This window comes from Nocardioides sp. Root682, from assembly GCF_001427795.1.
In the GTDB taxonomy this organism is placed as follows: Bacteria; Actinomycetota; Actinomycetes; order Propionibacteriales; family Nocardioidaceae; genus Nocardioides.
Window position 1 is genome coordinate 1640872 of sequence record NZ_LMHJ01000001.1, and the last position, 17601, is coordinate 1658472.

The 17601-nt window shown below is 70.3% G+C and carries 20 protein-coding genes; 8 read left to right on the forward strand and 12 right to left on the reverse strand.

What is annotated here, in order from left to right; all coding sequences use genetic code 11:
• Positions 1–5 precede the first annotated feature (5 nt).
• Positions 6–1676, forward strand: coding sequence for a DNA repair helicase XPB (locus tag ASD84_RS07740; RefSeq protein WP_056708664.1), 1671 nt, complete (start codon positions 6–8; stop codon positions 1674–1676).
• Here ASD84_RS07740 and lon read toward each other — a convergent pair whose 3' ends face one another.
• From lon to ASD84_RS07755, 3 genes are all read right to left on the reverse strand, one after another.
• Positions 1677–4016, reverse strand: coding sequence for an endopeptidase La (lon, locus tag ASD84_RS07745; protein ID WP_056708667.1), 2340 nt, complete (start codon positions 4014–4016; stop codon positions 1677–1679). It lies immediately after the preceding gene.
• A 65-nt stretch (positions 4017–4081) separates the two neighbouring features.
• Positions 4082–4621 (reverse strand): Uma2 family endonuclease, encoded by a 540-nt coding sequence (locus ASD84_RS07750; RefSeq protein WP_162251501.1) that lies wholly within the window; start codon positions 4619–4621, stop codon positions 4082–4084.
• Between the two features lie 18 nt (positions 4622–4639).
• Entirely contained in the window at positions 4640–5854 is a 1215-nt protein-coding gene (locus ASD84_RS07755) for a DUF2786 domain-containing protein (protein WP_056708671.1), read from the reverse strand.
• Between the two features lie 168 nt (positions 5855–6022).
• On the opposite strand from ASD84_RS07755, the gene ASD84_RS25310 reads away from it, so the two are divergent.
• Entirely contained in the window at positions 6023–6397 is a 375-nt protein-coding gene (locus ASD84_RS25310; RefSeq protein WP_056708674.1) for an SseB family protein, read from the forward strand.
• A gap of 3 nt (positions 6398–6400) precedes the next feature.
• Here ASD84_RS25310 and ASD84_RS07765 read toward each other — a convergent pair whose 3' ends face one another.
• A complete protein-coding gene (locus ASD84_RS07765) occupies positions 6401–6703 on the reverse strand; it encodes a chorismate mutase (RefSeq protein WP_235531020.1) in 303 nt (100 codons plus the stop codon).
• 127 nt (positions 6704–6830) lie between these two features.
• On the opposite strand from ASD84_RS07765, the gene ASD84_RS07770 reads away from it, so the two are divergent.
• On the forward strand, positions 6831–8030 hold the full coding sequence (locus tag ASD84_RS07770; RefSeq protein WP_056708680.1) for an RtcB family protein: 1200 nt from the start codon (positions 6831–6833) through the stop codon (positions 8028–8030).
• Between the two features lie 58 nt (positions 8031–8088).
• Complete coding sequence (locus tag ASD84_RS07775; RefSeq protein WP_056708682.1) at positions 8089–8703, forward strand: hypothetical protein; 615 nt, start codon at positions 8089–8091, stop codon at positions 8701–8703.
• Here ASD84_RS07775 and ASD84_RS07780 read toward each other — a convergent pair.
• Positions 8693–9358 (reverse strand): FMN-dependent NADH-azoreductase, encoded by a 666-nt coding sequence (locus tag ASD84_RS07780; RefSeq protein WP_056708684.1) that lies wholly within the window; start codon positions 9356–9358, stop codon positions 8693–8695. The genes ASD84_RS07775 and ASD84_RS07780 overlap by 11 nt on opposite strands.
• Positions 9359–9512: 154 nt before the next feature.
• On the opposite strand from ASD84_RS07780, the gene ASD84_RS07785 reads away from it, so the two are divergent.
• Complete coding sequence (locus tag ASD84_RS07785) at positions 9513–9878, forward strand: hypothetical protein (protein WP_056708687.1); 366 nt, start codon at positions 9513–9515, stop codon at positions 9876–9878.
• 45 nt (positions 9879–9923) lie between these two features.
• Here the strand turns inward: ASD84_RS07785 and ASD84_RS07790 are convergent, their stop codons facing one another.
• Positions 9924–10613, reverse strand: coding sequence for a GntR family transcriptional regulator (locus ASD84_RS07790; protein ID WP_056708690.1), 690 nt, complete (start codon positions 10611–10613; stop codon positions 9924–9926).
• A 155-nt stretch (positions 10614–10768) separates the two neighbouring features.
• On the opposite strand from ASD84_RS07790, the gene ASD84_RS07795 reads away from it, so the two are divergent.
• Positions 10769–11392, forward strand: coding sequence for an alpha-ketoglutarate-dependent dioxygenase AlkB (locus ASD84_RS07795; RefSeq protein WP_056708692.1), 624 nt, complete (start codon positions 10769–10771; stop codon positions 11390–11392).
• 10 nt (positions 11393–11402) lie between these two features.
• Here ASD84_RS07795 and ASD84_RS07800 read toward each other — a convergent pair whose 3' ends face one another.
• The 6 genes from ASD84_RS07800 to ASD84_RS07825 form a co-directional block, all read right to left on the reverse strand.
• The gene (locus ASD84_RS07800; protein ID WP_056708694.1) at positions 11403–11804 is read right to left on the reverse strand and encodes a VOC family protein; all 402 of its coding nucleotides are present in this window, start codon (positions 11802–11804) and stop codon (positions 11403–11405) included.
• A gap of 54 nt (positions 11805–11858) precedes the next feature.
• Complete coding sequence (locus tag ASD84_RS07805) at positions 11859–12707, reverse strand: hypothetical protein (protein WP_056708696.1); 849 nt, start codon at positions 12705–12707, stop codon at positions 11859–11861.
• 14 nt (positions 12708–12721) lie between these two features.
• Positions 12722–13531, reverse strand: a complete 810-nt coding sequence (locus ASD84_RS07810; protein WP_056708699.1) for a 3'(2'),5'-bisphosphate nucleotidase CysQ — start codon at positions 13529–13531, stop codon at positions 12722–12724.
• A gap of 69 nt (positions 13532–13600) precedes the next feature.
• Positions 13601–14203: an aminoacyl-tRNA hydrolase gene (gene pth, locus ASD84_RS07815; RefSeq protein WP_056708704.1), complete on the reverse strand. Its 603-nt coding sequence runs from the start codon at positions 14201–14203 to the stop codon at positions 13601–13603.
• A 128-nt stretch (positions 14204–14331) separates the two neighbouring features.
• On the reverse strand, positions 14332–14955 hold the full coding sequence (locus tag ASD84_RS07820) for a 50S ribosomal protein L25/general stress protein Ctc (protein WP_056708708.1): 624 nt from the start codon (positions 14953–14955) through the stop codon (positions 14332–14334).
• A gap of 208 nt (positions 14956–15163) precedes the next feature.
• The gene (locus ASD84_RS07825; RefSeq protein ID WP_235531021.1) at positions 15164–15595 is read right to left on the reverse strand and encodes a MarR family winged helix-turn-helix transcriptional regulator; all 432 of its coding nucleotides are present in this window, start codon (positions 15593–15595) and stop codon (positions 15164–15166) included.
• Between the two features lie 96 nt (positions 15596–15691).
• Between ASD84_RS07825 and ASD84_RS07830 the strand changes: the two genes are divergently transcribed.
• Both ASD84_RS07830 and ASD84_RS07835 read left to right on the forward strand, forming a co-directional pair.
• A complete protein-coding gene (locus tag ASD84_RS07830; protein WP_056708711.1) occupies positions 15692–16321 on the forward strand; it encodes a maleylpyruvate isomerase family mycothiol-dependent enzyme in 630 nt (209 codons plus the stop codon).
• A gap of 82 nt (positions 16322–16403) precedes the next feature.
• A complete protein-coding gene (locus tag ASD84_RS07835) occupies positions 16404–17576 on the forward strand; it encodes an ATP-binding protein (RefSeq protein ID WP_056708713.1) in 1173 nt (390 codons plus the stop codon).
• The last annotated feature ends 25 nt before the right edge of the window (positions 17577–17601 follow it).

The window sequence follows — 17601 nt, forward strand, 5'->3', positions numbered from 1 at the left end:
GTGCGGTGAGTGACGGACCGTTGATCGTGCAGTCGGACAAGTCCCTGCTGCTGGAGGTCGACCATCCGCAGGCGGCCGAGTGCCGCAAGGCGATCGCTCCCTTTGCGGAGCTGGAGCGCTCCCCCGAACACATCCACACCTACCGGCTCACGCCCCTGGGGCTGTGGAACGCGCGGGCCGCAGGTCACGACGCCGAGCAGGTCGTCGACACGCTGCTCACGTACTCCCGCTACTCGGTCCCGCACGCCCTGCTCGTCGATGTCGCCGAGACGATGGCCCGCTACGGCCGGCTGCGACTCGAGAAGCACCCCGTGCACGGACTCGTGCTGACGTCGACCGACCGGCCTGTGCTCGAGGAGGTGCTGCGCGCCAAGAAGATCGCGGGCATGCTCGGCGAACGCCTCGACCCCGACTCGGTCGCCGTGCACCCGTCCGAGCGCGGCAACCTCAAGCAGGCGCTGCTCAAGCTGGGCTGGCCGGCCGAGGACTACGCCGGGTACGTCGACGGCGAGGCCCACGCGATCGACCTCGCCGAGGACGGCTGGGAGCTGCGCACCTACCAGCGCGAGGCTGCCGAGTCGTTCTGGAACGGCGGCTCCGGGGTCGTCGTACTCCCGTGCGGGGCGGGCAAGACCATCGTCGGTGCAGCAGCCATGGCGCACGCGCAGGCGACCACGCTCATCCTGGTCACGAACACGGTCAGCGCCCGGCAGTGGAAGGACGAGCTGATCAAGCGCACGTCGCTGACTGCGGACGAGATCGGCGAGTACTCCGGCACCGTCAAGGAGATCCGCCCCGTCACCATCGCGACGTACCAGGTCATCACGACCAAGCGGAAGGGCGTGTACCCGCACCTCGAGCTGTTCGACGCCCGTGACTGGGGCCTGATCGTGTACGACGAGGTGCACCTGCTGCCCGCGCCGATCTTCCGGATGACAGCGAACCTGCAGGCGCGGCGCCGGATCGGGCTGACGGCGACCCTGGTCCGCGAGGACGGTCGCGAGGGTGACGTGTTCTCGCTGATCGGCCCGAAGCGGTACGACGCCCCGTGGAAGGACATCGAGGCGCAGGGCTGGATCGCTCCGGCCGACTGCATCGAGGTGCGGGTCAGCCTGACCGACTCCGCCCGGATGGTCTACGCCACCTCCGAGGCGGAGGAGCGCTACCGCCTCGCTGCGTGCACGCCGGAGAAGATCCGCGTCGTGCGCGACCTGGTCGCCCGCCACGTCCATCAACCGACCCTCGTGATCGGTCAGTACCTCGACCAGATCGAGGAGCTGTCGACCGCACTCGACGCCCCGGTGATCACCGGCGCGACCCCGGTCAAGGAACGCCAACGCCTCTTCGAGGCGTTCCGCACCGGTGAGGTCGGGCTGCTGGTCGTGTCGAAGGTCGCCAACTTCTCGATCGACCTGCCCAGCGCCGAGGTCGCCATCCAGGTGTCCGGATCGTTCGGGTCACGCCAGGAGGAGGCCCAGCGCCTCGGTCGCCTGCTGCGTCCCGGCGAACCCGGCCCCGACGGTGAGCGGAAGATCGCGCGGTTCTACACGATCGTCTCCCGCGACACCGTCGACGCCGACTTCGCCCAGAACCGCCAGCGTTTCCTCGCCGAGCAGGGGTACGCCTACCGGATCGTCGATGCCGACGACCTGGACGCTTCCGCAGACCAGGTCTGATCAGGCCGCGCTGACCGCCTGCTCCTCCTCCGCCACGACCAGGGCGAGCGCCAGGATCTCGGTCACGTGACCGACGGGGTGGACGGTCAGCTGCTCCAGGATCTCCGCCGGTACGTCGTCCAGGTCGGCCCGGTTGCGTTCGGGGATGAACACGTCGGTGACGCCGGCCCGCTGCGCTGCGAGCAGCTTCTGCTTCACCCCGCCGATCGGGAGCACCCGACCCGACAACGTGACCTCGCCGGTCATCGCGACGTCGGACCGCACGGGCCGCCCGGTCAGCAGCGACACCAGTGCCGTCACCATCGTGACGCCCGCGGACGGACCGTCCTTGGGGATCGCACCCGCGGGGAAGTGCACGTGGATCGACCGCTCGAAGGCGGAGGCCGGGATGCCGAGCTCGGTGGCGTGCGAACGCACCCACGAGAGCGCGATCCTGGCCGACTCCTTCATGACGTCGCCCAGCTGACCGGTGACGGTCAGGCCCGTTTCGCCCTCGGCGACCGACGTCTCGACGTACAGCACGTCACCACCCATGCCGGTCACGGCGAGGCCGGTCGCGACGCCGGGGACCGAGGTCCGCTCCTGGACGTCCGGCGTGAAGCGGGGTCGGCCGATCAGGTCCTTGAGCTGGTCGAGACCGATGTCGACGCGGTCCACCTCGCCGGACGCGAGACGCGCGGTGGCCTTGCGGAACGCCTTGGCGAGCAGCCGCTCCACCTGGCGCACACCGGCCTCGCGGGTGTAGTTGGACGCGATCTCGCGCAGTGCCTCGTCGCTGATCGTCACCTCGTCGGCGCCGAGCGCGGCGCGCTCGAGCTGCCGCGGCACCAGGAAGTCCCGTGCGATGGCCACCTTGTCGTCCTCGGTGTAGCCGTCGAGGGTCACCAGCTCCATCCGGTCCAGCAGGGCCGCCGGGATCTGGCCGATGTCGTTGGCGGTCGCGATGAACAGCACGTTGGACAGATCGAGGTCGAGCTCGAGGTAGTGGTCGCGGAAGGTGTGGTTCTGCGCGGGGTCGAGGACCTCGAGCAGCGCCGCCGCCGGGTCTCCCCGGTAGTCGGAGCCCACCTTGTCGATCTCGTCGAGCAGCACGACCGGGTTCATCGAACCCGCCTCCTTGATGGCCCGTACGACGCGGCCCGGGAGGGCGCCGACGTACGTACGCCGGTGGCCACGGATCTCCGCCTCGTCGCGGACTCCGCCGAGGGCGACCCGGACGAAGTTGCGGCCGAGGGCGCGCGCGACGGACTCGCCGAGCGACGTCTTGCCGACTCCCGGAGGGCCGGCGAGCAGGATGACGGCACCGGAACCCCGGCCACCGACGACGTCGAGGCCACGCTCCTCACGGCGGGCGCGCACGGCGAGGTACTCCGTGATGCGGTCCTTGACCTCCTCCAGCCCGTGGTGGTCGGCATCGAGCACCGCACGAGCGGCACGGACGTCCGTGTCGTCCTCGGTCCGCACCGACCAGGGCAGGTCGAGCACGGTGTCGAGCCAGGTGCGGATCCAGCCGGCCTCGGGGTTCTGATCGCTGGCACGCTCGAGCTTGTCGACCTCGCGCAGCAGCGCTTCGCGCACGTGGTCGGGTACGTCGGCGGCCTCGACCCGGCCGCGGTGGTCGTCGGTGTCCGCCTCGCCCTCACCGAGCTCCTTGCGGATCGCGGCGAGCTGCTGGCGCAGCAGGTAGTCCCGCTGCGACTTCTCCAACGACTCCCGCACGTCCGACTCGATCTTCTCGCTGACCTCGGACTCGGTGACGAAGTCACGGGTCCAGTCGACGAGCAGGCGTAGGCGCTCGGCGACCGCGGGGGTCTCGAGCAGCTGCCGCTTGCGGTCGTCACTGAGGTACGGCGCGTACCCGGCGGTGTCGGCGAGCGTCGCCGGGTCCTCGATCCGGGTGACGTTGTCGGCCACCTGCCACGCCTCGCGGCGGTGCAGGAGACCGACGACGAGCTGCTTGTACTCCTCGGCCAGCGCCCGGACCTCGTCATCGACGGTCCCGCCGTCAACGGTCTCGACCTCGACCCACAGGGCCGCGCCGGGGCCGGTCACGCCGCTGCCGATCCGGGCCCGGCCGCCGGCCTTGAGCACCGCCGCGGGTTCACCGCCGGAGAACCGGCCGACCTTCTCGATGCTCGCCACGACGCCGTACGACGCGTAGCGGTCCTCGAGGCGCGGGGCGACCAGGACCTGGGCGGGCTCGCCCGATTCACGGGCAGCGAGCTGAGCTGCATCGATGGCGGCACGAGCGGGCTCGTCGAGCTCGACCCGGACGACCATCCCGGGAAGCACCACGACGTCGGAGAGGAACAGCACCGGAAGCTGCAAGGGGTTCGTCATGCACCTTCCAATGCATTCCGGGTTGGCGCTGTTCCGCTGTTCGCGGAGGGCGAACCCGGGAACTTTCAGGCGTACAACTCCGCGGGCACGATCCGGACGTCGAACGGCGCGCTGGCCATCCACTCCTCGTCGCCGGAGACCAGCGCCACGACCTCGTAGCGCCCGTCGCGCAGCTCCCATGCCGTCAGGCTCGGAACCTCCGGATCGAGGATCCAGTACGACGGCACTCCAGCGCGTTCGTAGAGCCGCTTCTTGCGCACCTGGTCGCGACCACGTCGGCTCGGCGAGAGGATCTCGACGGCGAGCAGTGGCGGCGCCTTCAGGCCGCGCTGCTCTGGCACGTGGCGTCCCACCACGATCAGGTCGGGTTGGACGACGGAGGTGAGCTCGAGCTCGACATCGAAGGGCGCGGCAACGACGACCAGGCCGTCGGGACACACCGACCGCAGGGCGAAATGGAGCTCACCCGACATCCGCTGGTGGTCAAAGGACGGCGAGGGGACCACGCTGATCTCACCCTCGAGCAGCTCGTAACGCAGTCCGTCGGCGGGCAGCGCGTAGTAGTCGTCCCGGGTGTGACCGGGTCCCAGGGTGGGCGTGGTCATGGGTTCCATGGTGCCTCCTCATGCAGTGAGCTCGCCAGCGTTGAGCCGGGCGAGGTCCGCGGCCGATCGTCCTTGCGCCGCACCCCAGGCGTCGTGACGGCCGCCGATCCTGCTCTCGGTCACGCGACCCCCGAACAGGCGCTCCACGGCGTCATCGACTGCCCGCGACCGGCTCCGGAGCACAGGGAGCGACGCGACCGCCCCGGCCTCAGCGAGGACAGCGTCGTTCGCCGTGGCCAGACGCTCCCCGATCCTCGACGCGAAGCCGAGATGGAAGGAGCGCCGGAAGGCAGAGGTCCGGGACCGGTCTCCCGCGGCGGCGCTGCGGGCGGCCTCGGCGAGCGCGTTGCCTGCCTGCACGAGCAGCGAGGTGAACAGGACCTCGACGGCAGCCAGGTCGTCGGCGTGACCGACGACCACGCTCAGGTCGAGGCCGTTGATCCCGATCGCCCGGCACCTGTTGGCCTCGGCAACGGCAGCCAGCAGGACCCCTTTCACCGCGACGTACGGCGCTTCCAGCAGCACCCGTGTCATGCACGGCTCGTCTCCGGCCGGACCACGCTCGAGCCGGGCACGATCCACGGCGTGCCTGGCCATCAGCTCCTGGGCCTTGGCCGTCAGCAGCTCTGCTTCGGCCTCGAAGGCGGTCGACTCCGCCTTGGCCAGGAGCTTGCGAATCCGTTCGAGCAGGGGGTCCGCGGCCGCAGCGAGGGCGGGGGCGCCCACCGTGACCACCGACGGATCGACCCCGGGCGGCGGGATGAGCAGGGGAAGTCGCGGCAACCGGGAGAGGACTCGCCAGGCAGCCCCGACCGCGTCGTAGCACCGCCGCCGATCCATTCCTTCGCGTCGTCGCCACTGCCGCAACCAGTCATGACGGGTCGATTCGCTGCGGCCCTCGAGTCCGTCGATCTGGGCCTGCCAGCGCGGATCGATCACCTGGGACGTGCGGCGATCGTGGTCGGCGACGATCGTGAGATCAACGAGTCGCGCCGCGATCCGGTCGGCCTTGTGCGCCATCACGTGCACCAGCTCGGCCGGTTGCCAGCCCTGGGACCAGGCACTGGCGAGCGCCTCGAGCAGGATCCGCTCCCCCGCGGGATCGACGACCGACACCGACCACAGCGCCAGCCGGTCGGACTCCGCGGTCGGCAACCGCTTCGACTCCGTGGCGCGCCACAACAGCCGCTGCCAGGCCTCGCGGGCCTCCCTGACGTCGTACCGATCTGTCATCTGCTCCTCCTGCTCCCGGTGTCGGAGCAGGGACGTTCGCAGTCAGGTCGGACAGAGGGGCCGTCGCCCCGCCACCTCTGTGGAGAGCCCGGGCGACCAGGCAGCCTGTGGAGGGTTGGTGGACGGTCGCGCGCACCTGCCCGACAGGCGGTCATCACGACGAACGTGGTGACCGCCGCCCCCGACGTGCAGCCCGCCATGGACGCGTACCAGGCCGCCCAGGGCGACGAGACCTACGACAACGTGCTGCGCCTCCTCGTCAAGGCCGACCTGCTCGTCGTGATCGACCCCGACGGCGACGGCAACGCCCCGACCCACATCCGCAACGGGCGCGGCGAACGCGTGGCCCTGGCCTTCACCGACTCCACCCGGCTCGTCGCCTTCTACGAGGGAAGGGCCGTCGACGTGCAGCAGCGCCCGGCAGCCGACGTCCTCGCCCTGGTCGCGAAGGAGTACGACGTACTCATCATCGATGCGCAGCATCCGTCATCGTTCGCAACGACGCCCGAGTGGATCCGTGGGGTGCTCGACGAGGCCCAGTGAGCCTCAGGCGTCGGCGTCCTCGGCGAACTGCTCGTGGTTGCGGATGACCTCGGCGATGATCACGTTGAGGATCTTCTCGGCGAAGTGGGGGTCGAGGCCCGAGCTCTCCGCCATCGACCGCAGCCGTGCGATCTGCACCGATTCGCGCGCCGGGTCCGCGGGCGGCATGCCGGCCTTCGCCTTCAGCTGGCCGACCTGCTCGGTGCACTTGAACCGCTCGGCGAGCAGGTGCACGAGGGCGGCATCGAGGTTGTCGATGCTCGACCGGAGACGGTGGAGCTCGGCCCGCGCTTCTTCTGCACTCACGGCCACCATCCTGCCGTACGCGTTGCTAAATGCCGTGTGCAAGCCATTTCCGCGGACCTAGCGTGGTCGGTCGGCCCGCAACCGCGAGCCACCCGAGAACCAGAAAGGCAGACCAGAGGAAACCACGATGGAGAAGATCACGCCGAAGCTCATCAACTGGGCTTCGATCCTCGAGCAGGGCACGCGCGACCAGGCGGTGACGACGGCACGGATGCCGTTCATCCACCCGCACCTCGCGCTGATGCCCGACGCCCACCTGGGCCTGGGAGCGACGGTGGGTTCGGTCATTCCGACCCTCGGCGCCATCATCCCGGCCGCCGTCGGCGTCGACATCGGTTGCGGCATGATCGCCGTGCGCACCCAGTTCACCGCGGACCAGCTGCCCGCCGATCGGCGTCCGCTGCGCGAGGCCATCGAGCGGGCGATCCCGCTCTCGGCCGGCGCCGCCAACCGCACGGTCAGCCGACCCCACACCGAGCAGCGGCTCGAGCAGCTCGGTGCCGCCGCGAGTGAAGCCGGCTTCGAGCCCGGCCGCTACGCGAGCCGGTGGGAGCTGCAGCTGGGCACGCTCGGGTCCGGCAACCACTTCATCGAGGTCACCGTCGACGAGGAGCAGCGGGTCTGGCTGTTCCTGCACTCGGGTTCGCGGGGAGTCGGCAACAAGATCGCCCAGAAGCACATCAAGGTCGCTCGCGACCTGTGCGAGAAGTGGTGGATCACCCTGCCCGACAAGGACCTCGCCTACCTGGCCGAGGGCACCGACGAGTTCTGGGCCTACATCCGCGAGATGCGGTGGGCGCAGCTCTACGCGCTGCTCAACCGCGAGGAGATGATGGACCGGGTCGTGCGTCAGTTCGCCGAGTGGGTCTCGACAGGCTCGACCAACGACGTGACCTCGGTCGACGACGTGGAGCGGTGCGAGGAGATCAACTGCCATCACAACTACACCGAGCAGGAGACCCACTTCAACAAGCAGGTGTGGCTCTCCCGCAAGGGCGCGATCAACGCCGAGCTCGGGCGGCCGGGCCTGATCCCGGGCTCGATGGGGACGGCGTCGTACGTCGTCAGCGGGCTCGGCAACAAGGTGGCGCTCAACTCCGCACCGCACGGCGCGGGGCGGGAGTACTCGCGGTCGCGGGCCCGGCGCACGTTCACGCGTGAGCAGCTCCAGGAGGCGATGGTCGGCATCGAGTACCGCGACACCGAGGCGTTCATCGACGAGATCCCGGCGGCGTACAAGGACATCGACCAGGTGATGGCGGACGCCGCCGACCTGGTCGAGATCCGCCACACGCTGCGGCAGATCGTGAACGTGAAGGGCGACTAGGCCCAGCAACAACCGCCCACCCGTGACAGGGGCTGGGGCATGCGGGTTGAATGTCCCGATGGAGGACGACCATCCCGACCTGCCCTGGCCCCTGTCCGGTGCCGACTCGCTGCGCGCGGAGATCCTCGCCGCGTACGCCGACCCGCATCGCGGGCACCACGGCACCCGGCACCTCAGCGAGGTGCTCGCGCACCTCGGCACCCTGAGCGAGCAGGGGACGCCGTACGACCGCACGCCGGTCCTGCTGGCCGCGTGGTTCCACGACGCGGTGTACGACGGCGAGCGGGACGCCGAGGAGAGGTCGGCGAGCTGGGCGGAGGAGGCGCTCCCCGCCTTCGTCGACGACGCCACGGTGGCCGAGGTGGCCCGGCTGGTCCGGCTGACCGAGCACCACCGCCCCGAGGAGGGCGACGCCAACGGGGCGGCCCTCTCGGATGCGGACCTGGCGATCCTCGCCGCGCCGGTGGAGCGCTACGACGCCTACGTCGCAGCCGTGCGCACGGAGTACGCCTATCTCCCCGACGAGGTGTTCGACAAGGGTCGTGCCGACGTCCTGCGGGCGCTGTCGAGCAAGCCGCGGCTCTTCCACACGGCGTACGGCGCCGCCCACTGGGAGACCGCGGCCCGCACGAACCTGGCTCGCGAGATCGAATCCCTCGACGCTACGAAGTGAGCGCTGCCGCAGGCTGGGCGTCCCAGGCGCCGGCGGCGACCCAGGCCCGGACGTCCGCAATGGCGGCCTTGGCCGCGGCGTTGCGCAGCTCGACCGTGACGTCGCAGGGCTGCACGGGGAAGAACTCGATGTCGCCGATGCCGACGAACCCGAAGATGCTGCCCAGGTAGCTCTGCACCTGGTCCAGGCTGGACATGGGCGGCTGGGAGTAGTCACCGCCGCGCGAGGTCACGCAGACCATCTTCTTGCCCTCGACGAGGCCGACCGGCTGGCCCAGCTCGTTGTAGGTGAAGAGGTAGCCCGGTTGCACGATGGCGTCGATGTAGTACTTCAGGGCGTACGGAATGCCGAAGTTCCACATCGGCACCGTCAGCACGTACAGGTCGGCTGCCAGGAACTGCTCGATCGTGCGCTCGATCTCCTGCCAGGACCCGGTGGCCGCCTCGTCGACGGGCTGTCCCGTCATCAGGGCGTACTTCGACTTGATGTTGACGCCAGCGACCGCGGGCAGGTCGGCGCTGAACAGGTCGAGGGTGGTGACCTCCAGGTCGTCGTACTTCTGGTGAAGCTCTTCGATCAGGACGCTGGACACACGCCCCGTGTTGGACGCGAGGCCACGTGGCGTCGCGATGATGTGCAGAAGCCGGGTGCTCATGAGGACTCCAGGGGGCGCGGTGATCGATGAACAGGGACGCACTGGCGGACGGGCACCGAGAGCCTGGCGCAGCTACGTTCCGACGCTAGCCATCCGGATGCCCCGCCGGGTCCGGAACCCGGTAAAAACTTGGGGCCCACCGCACAATGGAAGTGTGGACGACAGCGTGATCTATGTGGCCCGAGCGCAGGTGCTCGCCGACCTGGAGGCACGCGCCCTCGGGACGCCGGACACGGTGACCCTGCTCGAGGAGGCCTGCTCCGAGCGTCGGTGGTGGCTCGAGCAGTGGGTCGACGGAGCGCCGTACATCGGCGGGCTCATCGCGCAGGACGTGCAGGACGCCCTGGCCGACCAGTTCGGACGCGGCACGCGTGAAGGCCTGTGGCCGGTGTGCGTGGGATGCCAGGACGGACCGATCCACGCGCTGCACATCGATCCCGACCTGGGCGGCCCGGACCCGCAGTGGGTCTGCGAGGAGACCGGGCACCGGGTCGCACCGCTGGGCGGCCTGACCGGCTGACCTGCAGGTCCGCCCGGTCGCCCGGTCGCCCGGTCCCTCAGCCGCTCAGTCGCGCAGGAGCAGGCAGACCGAGTGCTGGTCGCCCCGGTAGATCGTCCGCGACACCTCGACGGGGACGTCACGCCACAGGGCACGCCGGGCACGCCGCAGGACCACGCCGCCGACGGGGATCTCGAGCAGCCCCGCCTCGACGTCGGACGCCGTGCGCGCGGCGACGTCGTCCTCGGCCCAGGTGGGACGGCGCCCACGAGAGGCCAGGTCGACGTACAGGCTGGGAGGAAGCTTCTCGAGCAGCCCCGGAACCATGCTCTCCGGCAGGAAGGCGTCCGACAGGCACACCGGATGGCCATCGGCGAGGCGGAGCCGCCGCCAGTGCACGACCATCTCGTCGGATCGCAGACGGAGCGCGCCGGCCACCGACGCGTTCGGTGCGACCCGCTCGGCAACGAGGGTCCGCGACTCGGCCACGACGCCCTTGGCCGCCATGTCCTCGGTGAAGCTCGAGACACCGGTGGGCATCCGGCGCGGCTCGGCGACGAAGGTGCCCCGTCCGGGGTACCGCTCCAGGACGCCCTCGGCCACCAGGGCGTCGAGCGCCTGGCGCACGGTCATCCGGGCGACGCCGAACCGGTCGACCAGGTCCCGTTCCGAAGGCGCCGCAGTACCGGGCGAGCTGCCCCGGACCAGCTCGCGGACGTACTCGCGGATCTCGACGTGCTTGAGCATGCGACTCATCAACCCCCCTGGACCGGTGACACGATTCGGACACTAGGAGGGGGCGGTGGACGCGTCCCGCGAACACCCGAATCTTTGCCCGAACCATCGGATCGGTGGACACCGACACCCCGTGTCGTACGAACACCTGTTCGATCGGGGGCTATTCTCGAACCATGGCGGTGGACTTCCAGAGCACTCTCTTCGAGACGGTCGACCCCGGACAGACCGGCTCGATCGAACGTCGCCCGCTCAGCGACGGCGCCTGGGTGGACGTCGCCCGCAACTGGCTCCCCCACGCCGACGACGTCTTCGCGGCACTCGTCAACGACGTGCCCTGGCGGGCGGAGCGACGGGCGATGTACGACCGCGTGGTCGACGTACCGCGCCTCGTCCACACCTACATGATCGGCGACGACCTGCCCCACCCCGCGCTGACGGCCGCCCGCGAGGACCTCTCTGCCCGGTACGGCGACGAGCTCGGCGAGCCGTTCCGTACCGCCGGGTGCTGCTACTACCGCGACGGGCGCGACAGCGTCGCGTGGCACGGCGACACGATCGGTCGTGGCTCGACCCACGACACGATGGTCGCGATCGTGTCGGTCGGCGACCCGCGCCGGCTGCACCTGCGCCCGCGCGACCCGGAGCGCCGGACCGACGCCTTCGCGGTCGAGATGGGCCACGGCGACCTGGTCGTGATGGGCGGGTCCTGCCAGCGCACCTGGGAGCACGCCGTCCCCAAGGTGGCCTCGGCCGGACCGCGGATCTCGGTCCAGTTCCGGCCCTTCGGAGTCTTTTGAGGATTCGCCCCTACGAGGTGGCTTCCACCTCGGCCATCGAGCGCAGGATGCAGAACTCGTTGCCCTCGGGATCGGCGAGGATCACCCAGCCGGACCCCGGTCCGTGGATGCCGCGATGGTCGGCGACCTGCGTGGCGCCGTACTCGAGGAGACGGGCCAGCTCCTCGTCCCGGGTGGCCTCGCGGGGCCGCAGGTCGAGGTGGACCCGGTTCTTCAGCGGGGTCTTGGCATCGGGGACCTGGAGGAAGAGGACCCGGTGGCCCGTCACGGGGTCGAGGATCATGCACTCCACGTGTCCCGGCAGGTTCGGGTCGCCTTCCACGTCGACGTAGCCGAGGACGGGCTTCCACCACTCCGAGAGCTCGTACGCGTTGAGGCTGTCGACAGTGATGTGCGAGATGTACGACGTCATGCGGCCACTCTCACCGGGACGGCTCGTCGCCACAACCGGGTTTTCGGTCGCAGGTCAGGGCGTGACCGAGACCGTCGGCTCGACGGGATCGACCGACGCCGTGGCGGTCTCGGTCACGGTGACCGTCTCCGTCGGGGTTCCGGAGGGGGTCGGCTCGGTCGCGTCCGTCGTGGTCGCGGACGTCTCCTGGGTCGGTTCGGTCGACGCGCTCCCGGTCGGAGCCGTGGTGGGGTCCGCGGGCGTGACCCGTTCGGTCGGTTCGTCACCGGTGTCGGTCCGGTCGCCGAAGATCCCGGTGATGGAGGTGCGGTCGTCATCGGTGCCGCCCGTGATCGTCGAGACGCTCCTGCCGGCAAGCACTTCGACGATGCTGATCGCTGCGAGCGACACCACGAACACGACCACGGCGAACACAGCCATCCGTCGCCACGGCAGCGCTGCCCAGCGACTGCGCTCCTTCACCGTTGGCCGCTCGACTGCTGGCCGCTCGACTGCCGGCCGCTCGACTGCCGGCCGTTCCACCGTCGGCGGACCAGCATCAGGCTCCAGGGCGTGGCTGGCGTCGTCGAGTCGCTCGCGCGCCCGCGCCACGTCCTGCTGGGCCCGCGGGCTCTCGGGTCGTCGCTCCGCCCTTCGAAGATCCTGGTCGGCGAGGTTCACCTTCTGCAGGGCCACTGCCTGCACCTCGGCCATGCGACGCCGGCTGGACTCGATGCCCTGTTTGTAGAGCGCGGTGCTGACGGTCGCGACGACGCTGCCGAGAGCGGCGCCGATCAACGTGCCCGCCGCGCCGAGGGTCGAGAGCAGGACGGCCACCGTGACCGCCGCGGCCGCGCCGGCAAAGGTGGCCGGCCAGTCGATCGGCGACCGCACCTCCCGCTGCGCGACGTCCTGCTCAACCATGGCGGGTCGTCGGGTCAGTCCGTGCCGTGCGCGGAGATGAACGCGAGGATCTGCTCGGACAGCTCGGGGCGGCAGACGATGACGTCGGGCAGGTAGACGTCCGCCTGGTTGTAGACCAGCTCGCTGCCGTCGACCCGCGAGGTGAACAGGCCAGCGGCACGGGCGACCGCGACCGGAGCCGCCGAGTCCCACTCGTACTGGCCGCCTGCGTGCACGTAGGCGTCGGCGACATCGCGCACGACCGACATCATCTTCACGCCGGCCGAGCCCATCGGCACCAGCTCCGCGTCGATCTCGGCGGCCAGTGCCTGCACGAACGCGGGCGGGCGGGTCCGTGAGACGGCGATCCGCGGCCGCTCCCCCTTCCGGTGGTCGAGCCTGTCGAGACCCGGGACGACGGGCGGGGTGCCGGTGTTGAACGTCTCCCCGAGGACCGGCTGCGCGACCGCGCCGGCGATCAGCGTGCCGGCCTGCCACAGCGCCACGTGCACCGCCCAGTCGTCGCGCGGCGGCTCGGAGAACTCGCGGGTGCCATCGAGCGGGTCGACGATCCACACCCTGTCGGCCTGCAGCCGGGCGTCCTTGTCGGCGGCGTTCTCGAGCGCCTCCTCCGACAGGACGGCGTCGTCGGGGCGGTACGTCGCGAGCAGGTCCATCAGCAACACGTGGGCAGCCTGGTCGCCGGCGTCCTTGAGGGCCTTGCCCTCGAGGCCTTCGGCGCGCACCTCCAGCAACCGCTGACCGGCGGCTTCAGCCAGCCAGGTCGCGAACTGGTGGTCATCGGCAACAACGTCAGCGGGCGGGACACCGGGGTCGAAGGTCACTCCGGCACCCTAGCGAGGCGCGACGCGTCACCTGTCAGGTGGCCACCTACTGACCACTCGCTCAGTGCGTCAGGAGTTGTAGCGCTGCTGGGTCTTCTCGAGGCCGTCGGCGACCAGCGACTCGACGGCGTCGGCCGCGGAGTCGACCTGGAACGGCAGCTCCTTGCGCTCGACACCGGAGTAGTTGGACAGCACGAAGTCGGCGACGTCCTGGCGCCCGGGCGGGCGGCCGATGCCCGCGCGCACCCGGAAGAAGTCGCCGGTGCCGAGCGAGGACCGCATCGACTTGAGGCCGTTGTGGCCGTTGTCGCCGCCACCGAGCTTGATCCGCAGCGTGCCGAAGTCGATGTCCAGCTCGTCGTGGATCGCGATCACCTGGGCGGCCGGCACCTTGTAGAACGTCGCCAGCGCCTTGATCGCGCCGCCCGAGTCGTTCATGTAGGAGCGTGCCTTCGCCAGGACCACGCGCGGCGCGGTCGTGCCGGGGGCACCGAGACGGCCCTCGACCACGTCCGCACGACCGGTCTTGTGGGCGCGGAAACCGCTCCCCATCCGGCGCGCGAGCTCGTCGACCACGAGGTGGCCGACGTTGTGCCGATGCCCGGAGTACGACGACCCGGGGTTGCCGAGGCCGACGACGAGCCACACACCGGAACCGTTGTCGTCGTCCACGGGGGTCTCCTCTGTCTCGTCGGGCTCAGCGGCAGTGTCGACCGCGGGGGGAACGGCAGAACTCCCCGGCACGATTGCTCGCGCCGGGGAGATCAGACGGCCCAGAAACCACCTGAGCCGGCCGAAGGTCACTCGCTGTCGCCAGCCTCAGCGGCCGGGGCGGCCTCGCCCTCAGCGGCCTCGGCCTCGGCGTCGTCGCCCGTGTCGCTGTCCTGGGCGCCCGTGACGTTGACGATCAGCGTCTCCGGGTCGGTGACCAGTGTCGAACCGGCCGGCAGGACGACCTGTCCGGCGAGGAACTGGGTGCCGGCGACGGCGCCCTCGATGTTGACCTCGATGGACTCGGGGATGTTGGTGGCGTCGGCCTCGACCTGGATGGTGTTGTTCTCGGTCACGACCAGCGTGTCCTTCTCGGCCTCACCGACGACGTGGATCACGACGTCGACGGTGGCCTTGTCACCACGGACGACGGCGACGAAGTCGACGTGCTCGAGGACGCGGCGGACCGGGTCGACCTGGACCTGCTTGGTCAGGGCGAGCTGGATCGTGCCGTCGATGTCGAGCTCGAGGAGCGCGTTCGCGCCGCCGTGCCGGATCGCCATCATCGTCTCGTGACCCGGGAGGGTGACGTGGATCGGCTCGTTGCCGTGGCCGTAGACGACCGCGGGGATCTTGTTCTCGCGACGGATGCGGCGGGCGGCGCCCTTGCCGAACTCGGCGCGGATCTCGGCCTTGATCTTCTCGGTGCTCATGGGGAATCTCCTGGATCGTCTGGGTCTCGGTGGGAGCCCCGGAAACAGGAGCGCCGCGCTTCCCTCACCCGGTGACCGGCAGGGCGCGCGGCGTCGTGACGTACTACGAGCCGGCCCAGTCGATCACGGAGTCACAGAAGCGGGAGCTCCCTCGCCGAGGCAACCGGAGAAGATTACCCACGTTTCGGGGGTACGGCGAAATTCCGGCTCACCGGTAGGGGTCGGTGATCTCGCGCAACGATTCGAGGGCTTCGCGGAGTGCCGCCATCGCGTCCGGCCCGAGCTTTCGGGTCCATTCCCGCTCGATCGCCCGCTCCTCGCGCCGGGCCACCTCCTGCGCCTGGTCCATGCGCGGCGCACCGACCACGAGACGGGCCCGGGCATCCGACGGATCGGGCACCCGGTCGACGTACCCGGCCCGGGCGAGCTGGTCCACCAGGACGCTCGCGCTCTGCTTGGTGATCCGCGCCTGTTCGGCCAGGTCGGTGACCCGACTCCCCTGCTCGGCCACGCGGGCCGCGACCCGTGCCATCGCCGGAGTGAGGTCGTCGAACCCGGCGGCGACGATCGCGTCGTGGATCCGCTGTTCGGCGTACCGGGCGCTGATGAACATCAGCAGGGCCGGATGGGGGTGGCTCACCACGTCTCCTGGAGGGCTTGACGAAACAAGTCAGTTCGCCTGACCATAGCAGTCAGGAAACCTGACCATCCACCCGGAGACCGAAGGAGGGCCACCATGGAGAAGGCCGAGCTCTGGCGCCACATCCATGCCGAGCGTGCCGCCCTCGCCAGCCTGCTCGCGGAACTCCCGGACGAGGACTGGTCCCACGACACGTTGTGCCCGGGATGGACCGTCCACGACGTCGCCGCCCACGTCATCTCGACGCCGCAGATCGGCTGGCGCGACATGGGCGGGCTACTGGCCCGCAACCTCGGCCGTGGCTACAACACGATGATCTTCCGCGAGGTGAAGCGGATCGGCGCCCGGGAGACGCGCGACAGCATCCTGTCCGACTTCGACCGGTACGCCGCCAGCACGCACCACGTCCCGACGACGACATCGGTCGAGCCGCTCATCGACGCACTCCTGCACCACCAGGACATCGTCCGGCCACTCGGACGGACCCGCGAGATGCCTCCGGCCGCCGCGGCCGTCGCCGCAGACCGGGTACGACGCCTCGCGCCGCTGATGGGCACGGGCAAGCTCGTCCGGAGCGTCCGGATGGTCGCCACCGACGTCGACTGGGACCATGGCAAGGGGCCGGTCGTGACCGGCCCGATCCAGGAGCTCCTGATGCTCGCGTCCGGCCGCGTGCCCGACCCCGCGCTCGTGTCGGGCGAAGGTCTCGCCAGGCTCCCCGGCTGACCTGGCAACACACCTCGAGTTGTGTCGATACTCCTTTATACTGTGGAGAAGTATAAAGACGTATCACGCTCGGGAGGACGCCATGCCGAACAATCCCTACACCCCCGGACAGGTGCCACGGATCCTCGCCGGCCGCACCGCGGAGATGCGACGGATCGAGGGGTTGCTCGGCCGCGTCGCGACGTTCGGCGAGCTGGGCGGTCCGCTGCTGGCCTTCCACGCACCCCGCGGCATCGGCAAGACCTCGCTGCTCCGGGCCGGCCAGCGCCGAGCCGTGGAGTCCGGGTTCGTCACGGCCTGGGTCGCGTGCTCGCGCCAGCAGCCCGTGCTGCCGGAGATCGCGCACAGCATCGCCCGTGCCCTCGAGCGCGCGGACGCCGTACCCGGTGGCGCCGCCGGCAGCCGGTGGCGTGGCCAGCTCGAACGACTGACCGTCGAGGTGGGAATCCCCGGCGCGAAGGTGCAGGCCGAGATGGCCCGCAAGGAGCCGTCGGCACCCCCGCTCGCAGCGGTCGGCGTGCTCGAGTCGTTGCTGCACGAGGCTGCGTCCTCGGTGCGGAGCCGAGGCGGCGCCGGCCTGCTGCTCCTCCTCGACGAGCTGCACGCGGCCTCGGCCGATGAGATGTCGGTCCTGCTCAACACCCTGCAGAACCTCGACGGCGAGCGCACCGAGAACCCGCTGGCAGCGGTCGCTGCCGGCCTTCCCGTCACGCCCGAGGCGCTGACCCGCGCCGCGACGTTCGGGGAACGCAGCACGTTCGTCTCGCTCGACGTACTGTCCAGGGACGATGCACGGGCGGCCCTGGTCGCGCCGGCGGAAGCCGAAGGCGTCGGATGGACCGAGGCCGCACTCACCGCGATCGTGGACGAGTCACGCGGCTATCCGTACCTGCTCCAGCTGCTCGGCAGCACGACCTGGGACGCGGCTGCACCGGACGACGGCGCCCGGCTCACCCTCACCGCCGTCAAGCGCGGCCTGCCCGTCGCCCGCGACCAGATCAACGCCATGCACCGCGCGCGCTGGGGAGCGGCCTCCCAGTCGGAGCAGCGGTTCCTCGCTGCGATGGCCGCCGCTGGCGACGGCAACGTGACCCGGGCCGCCATCGCAGCGGGCCTGGGCGTCGAGTCCCGTGCGATCAGCGTCCCTCGCGAACGCCTCATCGAGAAGGGCGTGATCGAGCCCGTCGGTCACGGACTGGTGCGGTTCACCCTGCCGGGGTTCGGTGCGTTCGTGCGGGGCCTCGACGAGGCCTGAATTGCGATAGTCCCGGGTCAAAAGC